General features: G+C 65.1%; 16 protein-coding genes. 4 read left to right on the forward strand and 12 right to left on the reverse strand.

Translation table 11 applies throughout. The annotated features are described in order from the left end of the window. Nucleotides 1–87: 87 nt before the first annotated feature. Both JYK05_RS06940 and fetB read left to right on the forward strand, forming a co-directional pair. Nucleotides 88–786 carry an ATP-binding cassette domain-containing protein gene (locus JYK05_RS06940; protein WP_206466479.1) on the forward strand — a complete coding sequence of 233 codons (699 nt, stop codon included), beginning with the start codon at nucleotides 88–90 and terminating at the stop codon, nucleotides 784–786. After that, on the forward strand, nucleotides 783–1,598 hold the full coding sequence (gene fetB, locus JYK05_RS06945; RefSeq protein WP_175940399.1) for an iron export ABC transporter permease subunit FetB: 816 nt from the start codon (nucleotides 783–785) through the stop codon (nucleotides 1,596–1,598). The genes JYK05_RS06940 and fetB overlap by 4 nt, the downstream gene beginning before the upstream one ends. Here fetB and JYK05_RS06950 read toward each other — a convergent pair whose 3' ends face one another. The 11 genes from JYK05_RS06950 to JYK05_RS07000 all read right to left on the reverse strand — a co-directional run bounded on the left by JYK05_RS06950 (nucleotide 1,599) and on the right by JYK05_RS07000 (nucleotide 14,303). After that, a complete protein-coding gene (locus JYK05_RS06950; protein WP_206466480.1) occupies nucleotides 1,599–2,075 on the reverse strand; it encodes a VOC family protein in 477 nt (158 codons plus the stop codon). Nucleotides 2,076–2,110: 35 nt separating this feature from the next. Continuing rightward, nucleotides 2,111–2,578, reverse strand: a complete 468-nt coding sequence (locus JYK05_RS06955; protein WP_175940401.1) for a VOC family protein — start codon at nucleotides 2,576–2,578, stop codon at nucleotides 2,111–2,113. Nucleotides 2,579–2,713: 135 nt separating this feature from the next. Then, nucleotides 2,714–4,651 carry a response regulator gene (locus JYK05_RS06960; RefSeq protein ID WP_206466481.1) on the reverse strand — a complete coding sequence of 646 codons (1,938 nt, stop codon included), beginning with the start codon at nucleotides 4,649–4,651 and terminating at the stop codon, nucleotides 2,714–2,716. A 74-nt stretch (nucleotides 4,652–4,725) separates the two neighbouring features. Then, the gene (locus tag JYK05_RS06965) at nucleotides 4,726–5,190 is read right to left on the reverse strand and encodes a response regulator (RefSeq protein WP_206466482.1); all 465 of its coding nucleotides are present in this window, start codon (nucleotides 5,188–5,190) and stop codon (nucleotides 4,726–4,728) included. Further along, nucleotides 5,183–7,561 (reverse strand): ATP-binding protein, encoded by a 2,379-nt coding sequence (locus JYK05_RS06970; RefSeq protein ID WP_206466483.1) that lies wholly within the window; start codon nucleotides 7,559–7,561, stop codon nucleotides 5,183–5,185. The genes JYK05_RS06965 and JYK05_RS06970 overlap by 8 nt, the downstream gene beginning before the upstream one ends. Continuing rightward, nucleotides 7,558–8,175: a biliverdin-producing heme oxygenase gene (locus JYK05_RS06975; protein ID WP_206466484.1), complete on the reverse strand. Its 618-nt coding sequence runs from the start codon at nucleotides 8,173–8,175 to the stop codon at nucleotides 7,558–7,560. Before JYK05_RS06975 ends, JYK05_RS06970 begins: the two co-directional genes overlap by 4 nt. Nucleotides 8,176–8,382: 207 nt before the next feature. Then, a complete protein-coding gene (locus JYK05_RS06980; protein WP_241269772.1) occupies nucleotides 8,383–8,604 on the reverse strand; it encodes a hypothetical protein in 222 nt (73 codons plus the stop codon). Nucleotides 8,605–8,625: 21 nt separating this feature from the next. Further along, nucleotides 8,626–11,424 carry a DNA ligase D gene (gene ligD, locus JYK05_RS06985; RefSeq protein WP_206466485.1) on the reverse strand — a complete coding sequence of 933 codons (2,799 nt, stop codon included), beginning with the start codon at nucleotides 11,422–11,424 and terminating at the stop codon, nucleotides 8,626–8,628. 42 nt (nucleotides 11,425–11,466) lie between these two features. Beyond that, nucleotides 11,467–12,384, reverse strand: a complete 918-nt coding sequence (locus tag JYK05_RS06990) for a Ku protein (RefSeq protein ID WP_175940407.1) — start codon at nucleotides 12,382–12,384, stop codon at nucleotides 11,467–11,469. A gap of 199 nt (nucleotides 12,385–12,583) precedes the next feature. After that, nucleotides 12,584–13,138, reverse strand: a complete 555-nt coding sequence (locus JYK05_RS06995) for a DUF6013 family protein (protein WP_175940408.1) — start codon at nucleotides 13,136–13,138, stop codon at nucleotides 12,584–12,586. 148 nt (nucleotides 13,139–13,286) lie between these two features. Further along, nucleotides 13,287–14,303: a zinc-binding alcohol dehydrogenase family protein gene (locus tag JYK05_RS07000; protein WP_175940409.1), complete on the reverse strand. Its 1,017-nt coding sequence runs from the start codon at nucleotides 14,301–14,303 to the stop codon at nucleotides 13,287–13,289. A gap of 120 nt (nucleotides 14,304–14,423) precedes the next feature. Between JYK05_RS07000 and JYK05_RS07005 the strand changes: the two genes are divergently transcribed. Together JYK05_RS07005 and serB are read left to right on the forward strand one after the other, a co-directional pair. Then, complete coding sequence (locus tag JYK05_RS07005; RefSeq protein ID WP_175940410.1) at nucleotides 14,424–15,380, forward strand: LysR family transcriptional regulator; 957 nt, start codon at nucleotides 14,424–14,426, stop codon at nucleotides 15,378–15,380. 772 nt (nucleotides 15,381–16,152) lie between these two features. After that, the gene (gene serB, locus JYK05_RS07010; protein ID WP_206466486.1) at nucleotides 16,153–16,992 is read left to right on the forward strand and encodes a phosphoserine phosphatase SerB; all 840 of its coding nucleotides are present in this window, start codon (nucleotides 16,153–16,155) and stop codon (nucleotides 16,990–16,992) included. On the opposite strand, the gene JYK05_RS07015 is transcribed toward serB, so the two are convergent. Then, nucleotides 16,993–18,186, reverse strand: coding sequence for a cystathionine beta-lyase (locus tag JYK05_RS07015; RefSeq protein ID WP_175940412.1), 1,194 nt, complete (start codon nucleotides 18,184–18,186; stop codon nucleotides 16,993–16,995). Between the last annotated feature and the right edge of the window lie 12 nt (nucleotides 18,187–18,198).

Below are 18,198 nucleotides of genomic sequence, written 5' to 3' on the forward strand. Positions count from 1 at the left end.
ACTTCGCGCCAGCATGAGATGTGCCCGGTTCATGTCCACGAGCCCGCGTAAGATGACGGCCACAACACATTCCCCACGAATTCGCAGATGACCAACGAGAGACCGCTCGTGGCGGCAAAAGGCGTCGCGCGCCGCGATGCGCTGCGCGGCACCGTACTGCTGCATCCCACCGATTTCACGCTGCGCGCGGGCGAACGCGTCGCCATCACCGGGCCGTCGGGGTCGGGAAAGAGCGTGTTCCTGCGCACGCTCGCGCTGCTCGATCCGTTCGATGCGGGCGTCGTCACGTGGCGCGGCGAGCGCATCGAACGCGCGGGCATTCCGGCGTATCGGCGGCGCGTGGCCTATATCGCACAGCGGCCCGCCATGCTCGACGGAACTGTCGAGGACAACCTGCGCTATCCGTACACGCTGAAGACCTATCGCGATGCGCAATTCGATCGCGACGCCGCCGCGCGCCTCGCGCGCGAAGCAGGACGCAGCGCCGATTTCCTCGACAAGCTCGCAAGCGAGTTGTCGGGCGGCGAAGCGCAGATCGCCGCGTTCGTGCGCGTGCTGCAACTCGCGCCCGATGTGCTTTTGCTCGACGAGCCGACCGCCTCGCTCGATCCCGCGTCCGTGCGCGCGATCGAAGCGCTCGTTGGCGCGTGGTTCGACGGAGGCCAAGGAATGCAAGCGCGCGCCTGCATCTGGGTATCGCATGATCCGGAGCAGGCTCGCCGCGTCGCCACGCGCCATCTTGCGATGTCGGCGGGCACGCTCACTGAAACCGCGGAGGCCGTGTGAACGGTTACCAGAATCTGAGCCTCGTCGATATCGGGCTCGCGGCGGCGCTCATCGTCGTGAACGGGGCGCTTTCCGTCGCGCTCGACCTCGGGCTGGAGCGGCGGCTCCTGATCGCGGCGGTGCGCACCGTCGTGCAATTGCTCTTTATCGGCTACGTGTTGGGCTGGGTGTTCGCGTTCAGCCGCTGGTATGTCGTGCTGCCGCTCATGGTGCTGATGACGGTGATCGCGGGGCTCGCGGCGTCCGATCGCGGGCGGCGCACGTATGCCGGCCAGCGCGCGGACAGCATCGTGTCGATCTGGGGCAGTTCATGGCTCATCGGCGCGTTCGGGCTTTTCGTCGTGATCCGCATTCATCCGTGGTACGAGCCGCAATACACGATTCCGATTCTCGGCATGGTGCTCGGCAATACGCTGACGGGCGTGTCGCTCGGCATCGAACGCATGACGGAAGAACTGACCGCCGGACGCGGCGCGGTCGAGATGTCGCTCGCGCTCGGCGCGACGCGCTGGGAAGCAGCCAAAGGGCCCGCGCGCCAGGCCGTGCGCGCGGGCATGATTCCGACGCTCAATCAGATGGCCGTGGTCGGTCTGGTGAGCCTGCCCGGCATGATGACCGGGCAAGTGCTGGCGGGGCAGTCGCCATTGCAGGCGGTGCGCTATCAGATCGTCATCATGTTTCTGATCGCGGCGGCGTCGGGGCTGGGCGTCGTCGGCGCGGTCGTGATGACGTACCGGCGGCTCTTTTCGCCGGATCACCGCTTCAATGCGTCGAAGCTCGTCGAGCGCAAGGCGAAGAAGCGCCGCGCGTGATCACGCGCCGTGGTAAGCGCGCTCCAGCGCCGCGATGTCGAGCTTGATCATGCTCATCATCGCCTTCATCGTGCGGTTGGCTTTGGCCGGGTCGGGGTCCTGAAGCATCGAGCGCAGCCGCGACGGCGCAATCTGCCACGTCACGCCGAAGCGGTCCGTCACCCAGCCGCACGCGAGCGCCTGCCCGCCGTCGAGCAGTTTGTCCCAGTACCGGTCGATCTCGTCCTGGCTCTCGCAGTTCACGAACAGCGAAATGGCGGGCGTGAACTTGAACTGCGAGCCGCCGTTGATCGCCATGAACTCCTCGCCGTCGAGTTCGAACAGCACGGCAAGGACGCTGCCCGCGGGGCCGGGGCTGGCTTCGGTGTGGCGCATGGTTTCGACGATGCGCGCGTTGTTGAACACGGTGAGGTAGAAGTCGACGGCCTCCTGCGCATTGTCGGCCTCGAACCACAGGCAGGGCGAAATCTTCTGCATGAGCTTTCTCCTTGGGATTCGGATACCGCCTGACGTCATTCGCGGGGCGCGCACTTGCCCTGCTGCATTTCGGCGGGACTCACATCGCGTTTGTGCGTGGCGACCGACCACTGATGCCCGAACGGGTCTTCCAGACGCCCGTAGCGGTCGCCCCAGAACATGTCGGCGACCGGCATCGTGACGCGCGCGCCGGCGGCTTCGGCCTGCTTCACCGTGGCGTCGACATCTTCCACGTACAGATGAATGGTGACGGGCGAGCCTTTCAGCGACTTCGCGCCGAGCATGCCGAAGTCCGGGTGCTCGTCGACGAGCATCAGCATGGAATCGCCGATTTTGACCATCGCGTGCATGAGCTTGCCGTCGTCGCCGGGCAGGCGTCCCATCTCGACGGCGCCGAACGCGCGCTTGTAAAACTCGATGGCTTCGGCCGCGCCCGCGCACACGAGGTGCGGCGTGAGCGAGTGCATGCCTTCGGGAATGGCTTTGACGGGACTGTGCGACATGGTGGCTCCGTGATTGAACGTGGTGGACGAGCGGGCTCACCCGCTCTCTGTCCTACGACGTGCAAGCATGCCGCCAATCGACATCGTTCCGTGCAGCCGGCGCAAATTTTTGCAGACGCGCGCGCACCGAAGGCGCTACTGCGAAAGCTGCTCCGCGAGCGAGCGAATCAGCGCTTCGAGCCGCGAGAAGTTGACGGGCTTCGTCAGATGATCGCGAAAGCCTGCCTCGCGGCAGCGCCGGATGTCCTCGTCCATGCCGTATCCCGTGATGGCGACAGAAGGCTTGTCCGGCTGAAGCTCGCGCCACGCGCGGGCGATATCGAGTCCGCTGCCATCCGGCAAGCCGATATCGCTCACGAGCAGATCGAACGGCGCGCTCCTCGCCCGTTCCAACGCCGCCGCGACGGTCGTGGCGACCGCGACATCGTGGCCGAGCATCTCCAGCACTTCCGCCATGGCCGACGACGTCTGCTCGTTGTCTTCGACGAGCAGCACGCGCAACGCCCGCCCCGTCTCGTGGCGCGCGGCTTCGGGCAGCGGCGCGGCTTCGTGCGTGGGCTGCACGCGCGCGAGCGGCAGCGTCAGCGTGAAACGCGCGCCCATGTCGCGGCCGTCGCTATGCGCAGAGAGCGTGCCGCCGTGCTTCTGCGCGAGCGTGCTCGCGATGGCAAGACCGAGGCCCAATCCGCCGAACGAGCGCGTGATGGAATCGTCGGCCTGTTCGAACGCCGAGAAGATGCGCGGCAACGCCTCCGCGCTGATGCCGATGCCGCTGTCGGTCACCGACACCGCAATGGTCCGGTCGTCCGGGTTCCACGTGCGCACTTCGATACGCCCGCCCGCCGGCGTGAACTTGACCGCGTTCTTCATCAGATTCCAGATGATCTGCTGAAGCCGCGCCGCATCGCCGAGCACGACGAAACGCTCCGCCTCGAACCGCGTTTCGAGCGTGAGCTGCTTCGCGCGCAGATCGGCCTCCGACATGTCGACCGCGCTCGTGAGCAGCGTATCGAGCGCGACGTTCGCGAAGTTCAGGCTCAGCTTGCCGCGCGCGATGCTCGTGAGATCGAGCAGATCGTCGATCAGCCGCGCTTCCAGTTCGACGTTGCGACGAATGAGATCGAGCGTCGGGTGCGCGTCGGGCGGCAGCGGGTGCTTGATTTCGAGCAGCCGCACGGCCGCGAGAATCGGCGTGAGCGGCGTGCGCAGTTCATGCGAGAGCACCGCCAGAAAATGGTCCTTCGCGCGGTTCGCGGATTCCGCCTGATCCTTCGCGAGCCGCAGCGCGTCGGCGGCCATGTGGGCGTCGGTCGCGTCGCGCACGATCTTCGAGAAACCGATGAGCTCGTCATGCTCGGTGCGGATCGCGGTCGTCACGCCGGATGCGAAGAACGAGTGCCCATCCTTGCGCCACAGCCAGCGATCGTCGCTCGCGCTGCCTTCGCGCCGCGCCGTTTCCAGTTCGTTGTCGTACACGCCGGCTTCGCGGTCTTCCTGGCTATAGAAGATGCTCGCGCTCTGCCCGAGCACGTCCTGCGCCGGAAAGCCCAGAATGCGCTCGGAGGCCGCGTTCCACGTGCGGATGCGCCCATCGGGATCGAGCGTGATGACGGCGTAATCCTTCAGCGCGTCGATCAGCAGGCGAAAATGCGTTTCGGTCTCGCGCAGCGCCCGCTCCACCGCGATGCGTTGCTCGCGTTCCGCGCTTTCGCGCATCGCGCGGCGCACCACCGCGGGCAGCCGTTGCAGACGCTGTTTCAGCACGTAATCGGTCGCGCCGCGCTTGAGCATGTCGACGGCGTGTTCTTCGCCGAGCAGACCCGACACGAAGATGAACGGCGTGTCCGGCGTGCGCTCGCTCGCAATGGACAGCGCCTCGATGCCCGAGAACGTCGGCATCACGAAGTCGGCGAGAATCACGTCGAACCGCTGGCTGTCGAGCGCGGCGTTGAAGCTCGCGGAATCGTAGACGATGGTCGCGTCCACGATGTAGTCGGCGCGTTCGAGCTGGGCAATCGTCAGTTCCGCATCGAGTGCGTTGTCTTCGACGAGAAGCAGATGCAGGGGCTGCATGGTCTAGGCGGCCTCGCTCGAAAGCGGGCGCGCGGGCGCTGAGAAAGTCACGACGGCGAACATGGGCACAATCGTCACTGCCCCGCCGACGGACGACGAAAACGCGTGGAGCCGGGCGGCGGCTCGTTGAGCACGGCCCAGAAGACGCCGAGATCGCTGATGGCTTCGACGAATTCCGCGAATTCCACCGGCTTCACCACGTAGGCGTTCACGCCGAGCTCGTAGCTGCGAACGAGATCCTGCTCCTCGCGCGAAGACGTCAGCATGACGACCGGAATGCTCTTGAGCCCCGCGTTCGACCGCACCATGTCGAGCACTTCGAGGCCGTCGATTTTCGGCAGCTTCAGATCGAGCATGATGACAGCAGGATTGCCCGGCGCGCGTTCCTTCCAATGGCCCTCGCACGTGAGATAGTCGATGGCTTCCTGACCGTCGCGCGCAACGATCACTTCGTTGGCGAGCTGGCTTTTGTCCAGCGCGACGAGGGTAAGCTCGAGGTCGTTCGGATTGTCTTCGACGAGCAGTATCGGTTTAAGCATGGTCTGGTCTTGATTTTGTCACTGACGTTGCGGATGCGGCCTTCGGCTTGCCGGCCTCCCGGCCCGTCACGCTGTGAAACTCGACCGGCAACGAGAAATAGAATACCGCGCCCTCGCCCAGCCGCCCTTCGGCCCACGTGCGCCCCTCATGCCGCTCGACGATACGCCGCACGTTCGCGAGGCCGATTCCCGTGCCTTCGAACTCCTCCGCGCGATGCAGCCGCTGGAACACGCCGAAGAGCTTGCCTTCGTACTTCATGTCGAACCCGACGCCGTTGTCACGCACACCGATGATGTGCTCGTCGCCACTGCGCGTCGCGAATATCTCGATTTTCGCCGATTCCCGCGTCCGCGTATATTTCACCGCGTTCGAGATCAGATTGCGCACGGCGAGTTGCAGGAAAGCGGCGTCGCCGGTGACGCGCGGCAGCTCGCCGATCACCCATTCGATGTGCCGTCCGACGGTTTCCGAGTCGAACTCGCGCACGACGAATCGCACGAGTTGCCCGAGGTCGACCGGCGCGGGGCGCAGCGCGGCGCGGCCCATCTGCGAGAACGTCAGAAGATCGTCGACGAGCGTGCCCGCGAAGCGCGCCGATTCCAGCATGTTGTTGAGAAAGCGGCGGCTCTTGTCGGACATGCGCTCGGCTTCCAGCTCGCGCAGCAGGTCTCCGTACCCGGCGATATGGCGCAGCGGCGCGCGCAGGTCGTGCGACACCGAGTACGAGAAGGCTTCGAGTTCCTTGTTCGCGCGGGCCAGTTCGGTCGCCATCTCGGCGCGCTCTTCCGCGCGACGCAGCACGATGTTGAGCAGCGCGCCGCGCAACTCGCTCGCGACTTCGAGTTCGGCCTGGCGCCACGACACCGAATGTCCGCGCACCGTTTCGAGCCAGGGACTGAAGCTCGTGCGCGGCGCGCTCGCGCCGTCCTCGCCCCGAATCTTCACCGGCTCGCCGGCCCACTTGATGGTCTGCATGACCTCCGGCCGGAACCACAGCAGATAGTTCCGGAAGATCTGCGACACCGGCACGGCGAGCACGCCGCACGCCGTGTCCTGATGCGCCTGCCCCGGCGGCCACTGGCGCGCGAGCGAATCCGTCGACCAGACGCCGGACGTGTTCTCCGCGAGCCAGAGCGCGAGCGCGCGCACCGTCTCTTCGTCGGGCGTTTTGCCCATCAGCGTGATCTGGTCGTTCATCACGATGGCCGCGCCTTCGGAACGCGTGAAGCCGAGCAAATCTCGCGGTACGTCTTGCAGCCCGGCGACGAAACTCTCGTGCTCGCTCATCGCGGCGATGAGACGGGCCATCGTGCGGCGCAATTCGGCGAGATATTCGCCCTGCTCGCGCTCCTCCTTCGCCTCGATTTGCAGCGACAGCATGTGCCCGAGATGCTCGACCGCCACGCGCGTGCTGAACGGCACGCGGCGCGCGTCCTGATCGTGGCACGAGATGAGGCCCCAGAGCTGCCCGCGCACGACGATCGACACGGACATCGACGCGTTCGTGCCCATGTTGCGCATGTACTCCAGATGCACCGGCGAGAAGCTGCGCAGCGTGGCGAAGGTCAGATCAACCGGGCGGCCGGTGACCGGGTTGACGGCCGGGACGAGGCGCGCGGGCACGTAGTTCACATCCGACACGAGGCGGATGCGGTTGCGCAGGTACAGGGCGCGCGCCTGAGTCGGAATATCCGATGCCGGGAAGAACTGATGCAGGAACGACGGATAGCGCGGGTCGCGGTCTTCGGCGAGCACGTGGCTCCGGCCTTCCGCGTCGAAGCTGTAGAGCATCACACGGCCGAAACCGCAAATCGCGCGGACCTCGCGCACGGCCAGCGCCGCGAGTTCCTCGACCGTGGTGGCGTCCTGCAGATCGCGGGCGAACGTGCGCACGAGCGGATACATCGACGAGAACGCCGCTTCGCCGGGCTCGGCGGTCGCTTCCATTTCGACGATCAGCACGCCGTCGTGCCGATGAACCGTGACATCGAGCCGCGCGGGCTTGTCCGTGGCGCCGACGTAGAGCGGCGAGTCCTCCACCTGCATCGTGGATGCGGCGCGCATGACGCGCCGCGCGGCGTCTTCGCCGACGAGCGCGTCGAGCGGCTTGCCGAGCAGCGCCTCGACGCTTTCGCCGGTCAGCGCCGCGATATTCTCGCTCGCTTGCGTGATGCGCGGGCCGGCCTGATCGCCGGCTTCTTCGGCCAGCACGACCAGATAACCGTGCGGTTGAATGCCGCCGGGAATGTGAATCGGCTCGGCGTCGCAGTCCTTGCTCACCACGCCCGAATCGAGCGTGCGGCGGCGCGCTTCTGCGTCTGGCGGACCGGCGACGTGGCTTGCGCTCAAAGGATTCGCTGGGTTGCTCATGCGGCGGCTCCCGAAATCGCTCGCGCGTCGGGCGCATCCACGCACAGCCACGCCTGCAGACTATCGAACGTTCCTATGGCGGCGCTCACTGCGGCGTCGTATCCCGTTTCCGGGACGACCGAGACGGCGGTTTCGCGGAACGCGTTCCACATGCTGCCCGTGCGCGCGCCGTAGCCGTCGAAGTAGGCGTTGCCGACGCCCGGCGCGAGGCCCAGTTGCTCGGCCACGTGCGGCGCGATGAAGCGCCCGCCGAGCGTCGAGCCTTCCATCACATAGAGCGAGCCGAATGCGCTGCCGAGATCGTCGATCGGCGGCAAGCTCCGCGCGTTCGCGATCATGATGGACTCGGCGGCTGCGGGATCGCCACTGAGCGCGACGAGATCGGCGGCAAGCAGCGACGTCTTGCGGCGCTCATCGAAGAACGCGTGCAGCGACGCAGGCAGGCATGCGCCGACCGCGTCTTCCCACGGCGCAACGTAGCCATAGAAACGTTCGAGCAGCGCGATGTATTCGTCGCGCTGCAAGCCGTCCCGCATCAGGTCGAGCGTATGCTCCAGACGGGAATGACACGCAGCGGTTTCTTGCTTCAGGCGGGACAGAAGGTCGTGTCGCATGTTCGGTTGTGTGGCTTGTTGCGCCGGATATGCGGCAAAAGGCAAGCTGACTGGAAGGTCTTACCGGACCGGGAGGCGTTGCGCGTGGCGGCCGGTAAAAAGGGGCTGTCACCTGTTTTTTTCGAGACAGACGACCATTCTACGCAACGCGCCCCTCCGATGTCATGGACATCGGCGCATCGGCCGCGCGTCAGCCCATTTTCCGCTTCACGGTTCGCTGCTTCTGCGCTCCGTATCGACGAGGCCGCGTTCGACGTCCTCATGCGCCTGCTTGCCGACATCGCGCGGAGTTTCCTCATCTTGCGACAGCACGCTCTGATCCGTCTCGTGAGGCAGCGGCGGCTTCGCGCGGTCGTCGCTCGCTGCGTTGGCCTCGTCGTCCCGAGGCGCTTCGGGCGTGCTTTTGGGTTCGTCCTTCGCCTGGTTCATGATGCGCTCCGGTTTTGTGAATCACCCGCGCGAGCCGTCGATGCCCAGGCGCTTTTTCATCTGCGCCGTGAGCCGCTGGCGCGCCTTGGCATAGCCTTCCCAGGGATCGGCGGTGAGCGCGTCCATCCGCTCGCGCGCATTGCCGATGTTCCACTGGTCGCCGCGCGTGGTGTCGTCGAGTTCGTCCCAACTGATCGGCATCGACGCGCCCATGCCCGGCCGCGCCCGCAGCGAGAACGCGCAGACCGTGCTGGACCCGCGATTGTTGCGCAGATAATCGACGAAAATTTTATCCTGCCGATTCTGCATGCCCATTTTCGCCGAGAAAAATTTCGGCAGCGTCTTGGCCATGAACTGCGCGACGGCCTGCGAGAAGCCCTTCATCTCGTCCCAGCCTGCCTGCTTGGCGAGCGGCACGACCACATGCAGCCCCTTGCCGCCGCTCGTCTTGCAGAAAGACGTTAGCCCGAGCTCTTCCAGCAAGTCGCGCGTTAGCTTCGCCGCTTCCACCATGCGATCCCAGCCGACGCCCTCGCCCGGATCGAGATCGAACACCATGCGATCCGGCTTCTCGATGTTCGACGCCACCGAGTTCCACGTATGCAGTTCGATCGTGCCCATCTGCGCGGTGCCGACGAGCGCCTGCGCCGATTCGACCGTGAGAAGCGGCGGATGCCCGGGATCGACGTCCGGATGCTGCGTGATATGCGGAATCGCGAGCCGCGCGCTGTGCTTCTGAAAGAACAGTTCGCCGCCGATATCGTCGGGCGCGCGCACGAGCGAAACCGGCCGATCCTGCAAGTGCGGCAGCATCCATTCGGCAATCGACGCGTAGTATTCGACCACATCGATCTTTCTCAGGCCCGTCGACTTGTCGATGACGCGGTCCGGATGGCTGATCTTCACGCCTTCGATTTCGGTCGCGCTCGCGCGGGACTTCGAGGCCGTTGTGGCGGCCGTTGTGGCGGCCGTTTTGGCGGCTGTTTTGGCCGCTGTCTTTTCCGCGGTCTTCGCCGCCGTCTTTCGCGCTTTGGGCGTCACTGTCTTCTCTTCCTCGGCATCGACCTTTTCGGCCGATGCCGGCTCTTCCTTCACGATCTGCCGCGCGGGTTTATCGTCGCGCAGACTGACGAACGATGCTTGTCGCACGATGCGCTCCTTGGTCCATTCCGCGAAATTGCACTCGGCCACGAGTTCGGGCTTCACCCAATGCACCGGCGTGCGGCTGCGTTCCTGCGGCTCTTTCTCGAACGGCATGCGATCCGTCTCGCGCTTGTCGAGCTCCTTCTTGATTGCGACGAGCGTTGCGTGATCGAAGCCGGTGCCCACGCGCCCCGCGTATTGCAGCTTGCCCTTCGCGTCGTACACGCCGAGCAGAAGCGCGCCGAACGCTCCGCGGCTGCCGGACGGCTCCGAGTAACCCGCGACGACGAACTCCTGCCGACGCCGGCACTTGAGCTTGATCCACGAGTTGCTGCGCCCGGAGACATACGTCGAGTCGATCCGCTTGCCGATGATCCCTTCGAGCGCCATGTCGCACGCGCTCTTGAGCAGGTCGTCGGCGCTGAAGGCGAAGTCTTCGGAATAGCGCAAGGCGGGGTCGTCGACCGGTTCGACGATCGCTTTCAATAGCGCACGGCGCTGCACGAGCGGCACGTTGCGCAGGTCGTAGCCGTTCAGAAACGCGAGGTCGAAGAAGTACACGACGATGCCCTGCGGCCGCCCGACATCGAACGCGTTCTGCAGCGCCTGAAAGTCCGGCAAGCCGCGGTCGTCGAGCACGACCGCTTCGCCGTCGAGCCAGCCGCTGTCGATATCGAGCTTCTCCAGCGCCTTCACCTGCTTCGGAAACTTGGCCGTCCAGTCGTTGCCGTTGCGCGTGAAGATGCGGATATCGCTCTTGCCCTTGGTCCGCTCGATGCGCGCGAGCACGCGATAGCCGTCGAACTTGATCTCATAGGACCACTCGTCGCTGGGCGGCGCGGCATCGACCAGGGTGGCGAGTTGCGGCTTCAGGAGCGCGGGGAGCTTGGCCTTTTCGGCGCCTTCTATGGCCGGATCGTGCGACAGCGCCCGCAGCGATTCGCTGTTGCGCGTCGCGACGATATCCGGATGCGCGTGACCGTTCGATGCGTCGCTCGGCGGGCGCGGCACCGTTCTTCGCGCCGCCGGCTTCGCCTTGCGCTCGTTGCGATCGCGCAGTTCGCCGTTTTCGAGCCGCGCGCCGAGCGAGTCGGACAGCACGCTGCCGGGTTTCTTCAGGAGTACGTCGTATTCGGATTCGGGCCGCGCTTCCTCGTCGCGTTCCTTGATGAGGAACCACTGTTCCTTGTCGCCGCTGCCGCGCATGTGACTGCGCACGAGCGTCCAGCCGCCGTGCAGCTTCTCGCCGTCGAGCGTGAACTTGAGCTTGCCTTTCTCGTACTCGCGGGCGGCGTCTTCGGCGGTGCCGGTCTGCGGCGCCCACGTTCCGCGATCCCATACGATGACGCTGCCCGCGCCGTAATTGCCCTCGGGAATGGCGCCTTCGAACGAGCCGTAGTCGATCGGGTGATCTTCGACATGCACCGCCAGCCGCTTCACCGACGGATCGAGGCTCGGCCCTTTGGGCACGGCCCACGATTTCAGCGTGCCGTCGAGTTCGAGCCGGAAGTCGTAGTGCAGCCGCCGCGCGTCGTGTTCCTGAATCACGAAAGAAAGCGCCTGCGCGGGCGCCTTCTTGCGGCGCGCCGTCTTGCGCGCGGCGGTCTTTTCGCCCGAAGGCTCGGGCGTTTCGTTGAAACGCCGCATCCGCTGATAGGTTTCGAGCTTGCCCGTCATCGTCGTGAAGTCCTTGTGTCGTCCGATGGCGCTTATCTCGCGCTAAGCGCGCTTGCGACGCGCCGTCTTGCGCGCCGGGCGCGCGGGTTCCTCGCTGGCGTCCTTGCCCGCGTCGTCGCCGCCGTCGTCGGCATTGCTTGAGCCGCCGCCGCGCTTCGTTGCGCCGCCTTTCTTCAGGCTACGCTTGAGCAGTTCGGACAAGTCGAGAATGTCTGCGCTCGCCTTCGCCTCGCCGCCTTCCTCGAACTTCATCACTTCGGCGACCTTGCCTTCCTTCACCTTCTTCTCGACGAGCGCCATGATGTCGTCGCGGAAGGTGTCGTGATACTTGGTCGGGTCCCACGAGTCGCTCATGTCGTCGATAAGACGCTTGGCCATGTCCAGTTCCTTCGTCGTGACGCCGGCCTTCTTGGTGTCTTCGTCCGGAAACGTGAACTGGCTGAAGTCGCGCACTTCGTCGCCCCAGCGCAGCGTGTTGAGCGCAAGCGCGGGGCCGACCGGGATCAGCGCGGCAAGATGCTGCTTGTTATGCAGCACGACGCTCGCGATGCCGACCTTGCCGGTATCCTTCAACGCGTCGCGCAGGAGCGCATAGACCTTTTCGCCCTTGCGGTCGGGCGTGAGGTAATACGGCGTGTCGAGCGAAAGGAACGAGATCTCGGGGGCATCGACGAACGAGAGGATATCGACTGTCTGCGTCGATTCGGGATTGGCCGCGCGGATTTCGGCGTCGGTCATCACGACGTACTTGCCCTTCTCGTACTCGAAGCCTCGCACGATGTTGTCGCGCGTGACGTCCTTGCCGGTGTTCTTGTTGATCTGCTTGTAGCCGATAGGATCCATCGACCGTTTATCGAGCAGATTGAAGCCGACCTTCTCCGACTGTGTGGCCGGATAGAGTTGCACAGGCACGTGGACCAGCCCGAAGCTGATCGCGCCTTTCCAGATCATGTGCGGCATCGCGATTACCTCGCTGACGGAACGGTCGATGCGTTGGCGGTTGGCATGTCGGCGGCGCGATCGGGCGCGACGCCATGCGCATCGGTTCTGGTAGCAGGAAGGATGCCAACGATGGGCACCGCCTGTCATTCGCGCCGGTGGGTGACAAAGACCGTTAGTTGCGTGACGGCGTGCCGCGTAGATACGCGGCGCGAGCGGCTTACTTCCGGCTCGCGGTGATGGTCAACTGAGTGCCGTCGTCGAGCGTGACGGTCTTCTTCGAGCCGGTCGACGTCGGCATGCTGAAACGCACGATCTGGCTGACGCGGGAATCGACGGGACACTGCAACGCCTTGCCTGCGACCGTGACCTTGCTTGTGCCCTTCGGCGCGTACGCGCGAAAGCTCAACTGCACGTTGGCCGAGCCGTTGTCCGCGACGACGGGCGCAAAGCGAATCTGCACCTGACGCACGGCTGCGCCGTCTGCGCCACGCGGGATCGACGAAAGCTGAGGGCACCCGTCCGGCACCGCCTGCGCGCCCTTGGGCGCGGACGCCTGCCAGGTGAAGTCGTCGCTCTCGCCGGAGCGGATGGTGCGCGTCTCCTGCTCGTTGCCGAAGGTTTTCGACGTCATCTTGACCGTGTATTTGATCGGCCCGTCGTTGGGCGCTTCGGACAACACGCGGATGCCGGGCGTGGCGTGCGCCGTCGCAAGCAGCCCGCAAGCGACCACGGCTGCACACGCGCCGCGCACTGCGTTCGAGAGTCGATTCATCCGGCATCTCCTGAATAAGCGCGAGAGCAATCCGGCGCGGCGGGCGCCGGATCGGCTTAAGGCGGAGTCAGTCTAGCGCCGAGGATGCGCGGGCTTCGTCGGGGAAAACCCGAGCCCGCGCATGCCGGAAAAATTGCGCCGAAGCGTTTCAGAAACTGGTCATCACCAGCTTGCCGATCGCGCGCCCTTCTTCCAGAAGGCGATGCGCTTCTCGCAGATTCGCGGCGTTGATCTTTCCGAGGTTCTTGCCGAGCGTCGTGCGGATGGTGCCTGCGTCGATCAGCCGCGCCACTTCGGACAACAGCTTGTGCTGCTCGATCATGTCGGGCGTCTGGAACATCGCGCGCGTGAACATGAACTCCCAGTGGAACGCCGCGCTCTTCGCCTTCAGCAGTTCGACGGGAAGCGGCGCCGCGTTCTCGACGATCGTGCAGATGCTGCCCTGCGGCTTCACGACTTCGGCCGCGGCCGGGAAATGCTTGTCGGTGTCGTTGAAGATGAGCACATAGTCGACTTGAAGAATGCCGGCGTCCTTCAGTTGCGCCGGAATGTCCTCGAAGTGATTGACGATGCGATCCGCGCCCAGCTCCGTCGCCCATTTCGCCGACTCGGGCCGCGACGCCGTCGCGATGACGTGCAGCTTCGCCACTTGCTTGGCGAGCTGAATGCCGATCGAACCGACGCCGCCCGCGCCGCCGATGATGAGCACGGTCTTGCCCGCGTCCTTGCCTTCGGCGGACACCTTCAGCCGGTCGAACAATGCTTCCCATGCCGTGAGCGTGGTGAGCGGGAGCGCGGCCGCGTGCGTGAAGTCGAGCGACTTCGGCTTTGCGCCGACGATGCGCTCGTCGATCAGATGGAATTCGCTGTTCGCGCCTTGCCGCGTGATGTCGCCGGCGTAGTACACGGCATCGCCCACTTTGAAGAGCGAGACGTCCGGACCGACGGCTTCCACGACGCCGGCCGCGTCCCAGCCGAGCACGCGCGGCGTTTCTTCGACCTTGTCCTTCGGCGCGCGCACTTTCGTGTCGACAGGATTCACCGCGATGGCCTCGATTCTGACGAGCAGATCACGGCCGGTCGGCGTGGGCTTGTCGAGTTCGATGTCGATGAGCGATTCGGGATTCGAAATGGGCAAGTAACGTGTCAGACCGATGGCTTTCATGATGTGTCCTTGTTGAGGTGACTTTGGATTCTTAATGCAAACGGTGACTGCATCGTAGCGTGCGCCACGCTATCGGAAAACCGCGATAATGCATGAAACATTTTTCGTGGAATCCATCAAATGGCGAGCGACGCTTGGGTTGAAGGACACGCGCGAGACCGGCTCGATTTGCTCGACGTGAGCCTTTTCGTGCGGGCGGCGGCGCTCTCGAACCTGTCCTCGGCCGCGCGGGAGTTCGGCTTGTCGCCGGCCGTGGCGAGCGCGCGCATCGCGGGCCTGGAACGAATGCTGGGCGCGCGGCTGCTGCATCGGACGACGCGGCGCGTGAGCGTCACGCAGGAAGGCGAGATTTTCGCGGCGCATGCGCGCCAGTTGCTCGACGCGGCGGATGCGGCGCGCGCGTCGGTCGGCCGGGCGCTCGCGGAACCGCACGGGAGGCTGCGCGTGACGATGCCCTCATCGCTTGGCCGTCAGCACATCTCGCCGCTGATTCCGGCATTCCTCGCGCAGTATCCAAGCGTGACGATGGACTTGCGCATGACGGATCAGATCGTCGATCTTGTGGATGAAGGCATCGACCTCGCGATACGCATCGGCGCGTTGAAGGACTCGACGCTCGTCGCGCGCAAGCTCGCCAGCAATCGCCGCGTGCTATGCGCGTCGCCCGCTTATCTGGAGAAACACGGCACGCCGCGCCATCCCGCCGATCTGGCACAGCACGAATGCGTGATTCTCGCGGATCAGCGCGACTGGAGTTTCGTGACGCCGACGGGCGTGATCGATGTGCGCGTGTCCGGCCGGCTCGTCACGGACAACGGCGAAGTGATTCGCGATGCGCTCGCGGCGGGCATCGGCATCGGGCTGAAGTCGACGTGGAGCGTGGCGCCGTTGCTGGCGAGCGGAGAACTCGTCACCGTGCTCGATGATTATCCGATCGCGCAGACGGTCGCGATCTGGGCGGTGTATCCGAGTCGCGCGTTCGTTCCGCCGAAGACGCTGGCGTTCATCGAGTTTCTTGCGGGAAGGTTCGGGGAGCCGCCTTATTGGGACGTCGAGCCGGCGGCGGTGATGCGGTAGCGAGTTTTGTGTATTGCCTTTTGCATGCCGCATGCGTCATGCCGCATGCGAAATGCCAAGTATGCCGCCCGGCGTCGAGGTAGCGCCTCGCGCGCGTACATCTCGCGAGGCGGTTCGGCCAGCCGCCGTATTGAGACGTCGAATAGTCTGCGGTCGTGCGGTAGGGAGTTCTGTGTTTTGCATGCTGCGTGCCCTATGCGGCATGCAAGATGCCAATGCGGCTCGCCCGGCGTTGAGGTAGCGCCCCGCCCGTACATCACGCAAAGCGGCTCGGCGAGCCGCCTTATTGGCAAGTCGAGCCGGCTGCGGTGATGCGGTAGCAAGTCTTGCGTTTTGCATGGCTCACGCGCTATGCCGAATGCAAAATGCCAAGGATGCCCGCGCGGCGTCGACGTAGCGCCCCTCGCATACTGCTCGCGAGGCGGTTCGGTCACCCGCCGTACTGAGACGTCGAGTAGGCTGCGGTCGTGCGGTAGGGAGTTCCGCGATTTGCATGCAGCATGCCCTATGCCCCATGCAAGATGCCAACGCTGCTCGCCCGGCGTGAGGTAGCGCCCCGCCCGTACATCTCGCAAAGCGGTTCGGCGAGGTGCCGTATTGGCAAGTCGAGCCGGCTGCGGTCATGCGGTAGCGAGGTTCGCGTTTTGCGTGCCGCATGCCGCACGCCCTATGCCGCATGCAAAATGCCGAGGATGACCGCACGGCGTCGAAACAACACCCGCCCCGTACAATACCTGCTTCCCGCGCCATCGCTCGACAACGAACCGCTCCGATGAACCTCGTCATTCAAAGCCCCGCCCCGATCGCCGATTCGCATTTGCGGCCGCTTGCCGCCCTCGCCCGCTCGCGCACGGCTTCACGTATCGACGACACGCTCTTGCGCCTCGTCGATGCCGATCCGCTTCAACGTCCCGACGTCGATGCCTATTGCGGAACGCACGCGCTCGACTACGCCTACATCGAGCCGCAAGCGCAGCTTTCCGATTTCGGTCTCGTCGCCATGGACATGGACTCGACGCTGATCACCATCGAATGCATCGACGAGATCGCGGACTTTTGCGGGCTGAAGGCCGAAGTCGCCGCCATCACGGAAGCGTCGATGCGCGGCGAGATCAAGGACTTCAATGAAAGCCTCACGCGCCGCGTCGCGCTTTTGCAGGGGCTCGACGCCACGGCGCTCGAACGCGTCTATGAAGAACGCCTGCGACTGTCGCCGGGCGCGGAGCGCATGCTGGAAGGCGCGCGCGCGGCGGGACTGAAGACGCTGCTGGTATCCGGCGGATTCACGTTCTTCACCGAGCGCCTGAAGACGCGCCTCGGACTCGACTACACGCGCGCGAACACGCTCGAAATCGTCGATGGCAAGCTGACCGGCAAGGTCATCGGTAAAATCGTGAATGCCGATTTTAAGGCGCGCACGCTGCTTGAGACGTGCACGAAGATCGGCATCGATCCGAAGCGGGCGATTGCAATGGGCGACGGCTCCAACGATCTGAAGATGATGGCCGAAGCCGGCCTGTCCGTGGCGTTTCGCGCGAAGCCCGTCGTGCGCGAGTCGGCGAGCGTCGCGTTCAACTTCGTCGGACTGGACGGCCTGCTTCGCCTGTTCTAATTACGCGAACGCCTTGCCGAGCGCGGATTCGATGTCCGCGCGCAAATCCGCTTCGTCTTCGAGTCCCACGTAGAGCCGCACGAGCACGCCTTCGTGCGGCCATTGCGACGCGGTGCGCATCGAGCGCACGTTGTAGGGCATCGCGAGGCTATGCGCGCCGCCCCAGCTCCAGCCGATCGAAAACAGTTCGAGCGCCTCGACGAACGCATCGACCTGTTCGGCGCTGTATCGGGCATCCAACACGATCGAGAACAGACCGCCCGCGCCGCCCGAAAAGTCGCGTGCAAAAAACTCGTGGCCGGGGCAATCGTCGAGCGCGGGATGCAACACCGCGGCCACTTCTGTGCGCGTCTTAAGCCACCGCGCGAGCGCGAGCGCGGAGCGGTCGTGCGCTTCATAACGCAGTTTCATCGAAGGCAGGCTGCGCAAGACGAGCGATGCATCGTCCGCCGACACACCGACGCCCAGTCGCATGCGCGCGCGCTTGAGCTTCTTGTGCAATTCGACGTCGCGCGTGATGGTTGCGCCCATCAGAATGTCGCTGCCGCCCGACTGATACTTCGTCAGCGCCTGCACCGAGATATCGACGCCGTGATCGAACGGCTTGAACGCGAGTCCCGCCGAGAACGTGTTGTCGATGGCCGTCACGATGCCGCGTGCCCGCGCGACCGCGGCGATGGCCGGCACGTCCTGCACTTCCATCGTGACCGAGCCGGGCGCTTCGAGCCAGATGAGCTTCGTGTTGGGACGGATCGAATCGGCGATGCCGGCTCCGATCATCGGATCGTAGTAGCTGACTTCGAGCCCGAAGTCGCTCGCGAGCCAGTCCGCATGCTCGCGATTCGGCGAGTACGCGTTGTCCGGCACGAGCACGTGATCGCCCGCTTTCACGAGGCCAAAGTACACGTTGGAGATCGCCGCGAGGCCGGACGGCTGCAAGAGCGCATGCTCGCCGCCCTCGATCGCGGCGAGGCGCTGCGCGAGCGCGATCGTCGTCGGCGTGCCGTGCAGGCCGTAGCGCCACTTCGAGTCGTCGCTCCAGACCAGCGCGCGCATGGTCGCGAGATCCGGAAAAACGACCGTCGAGGCCCGCGCCACCGGCACGGAGAACGACTCGAAGCCGGGCGTGATGCGGTCGTCCGGCTGGACGATGCGCGTTTGCAGGTCTCGGTCCTTGCTGCTGAAATCGGTCATGGGCTGGCTGTC

It is taken from the genome of Caballeronia sp. M1242, from assembly GCF_017220215.1.
Taxonomy (GTDB): Bacteria; Pseudomonadota; Gammaproteobacteria; order Burkholderiales; family Burkholderiaceae; genus Caballeronia.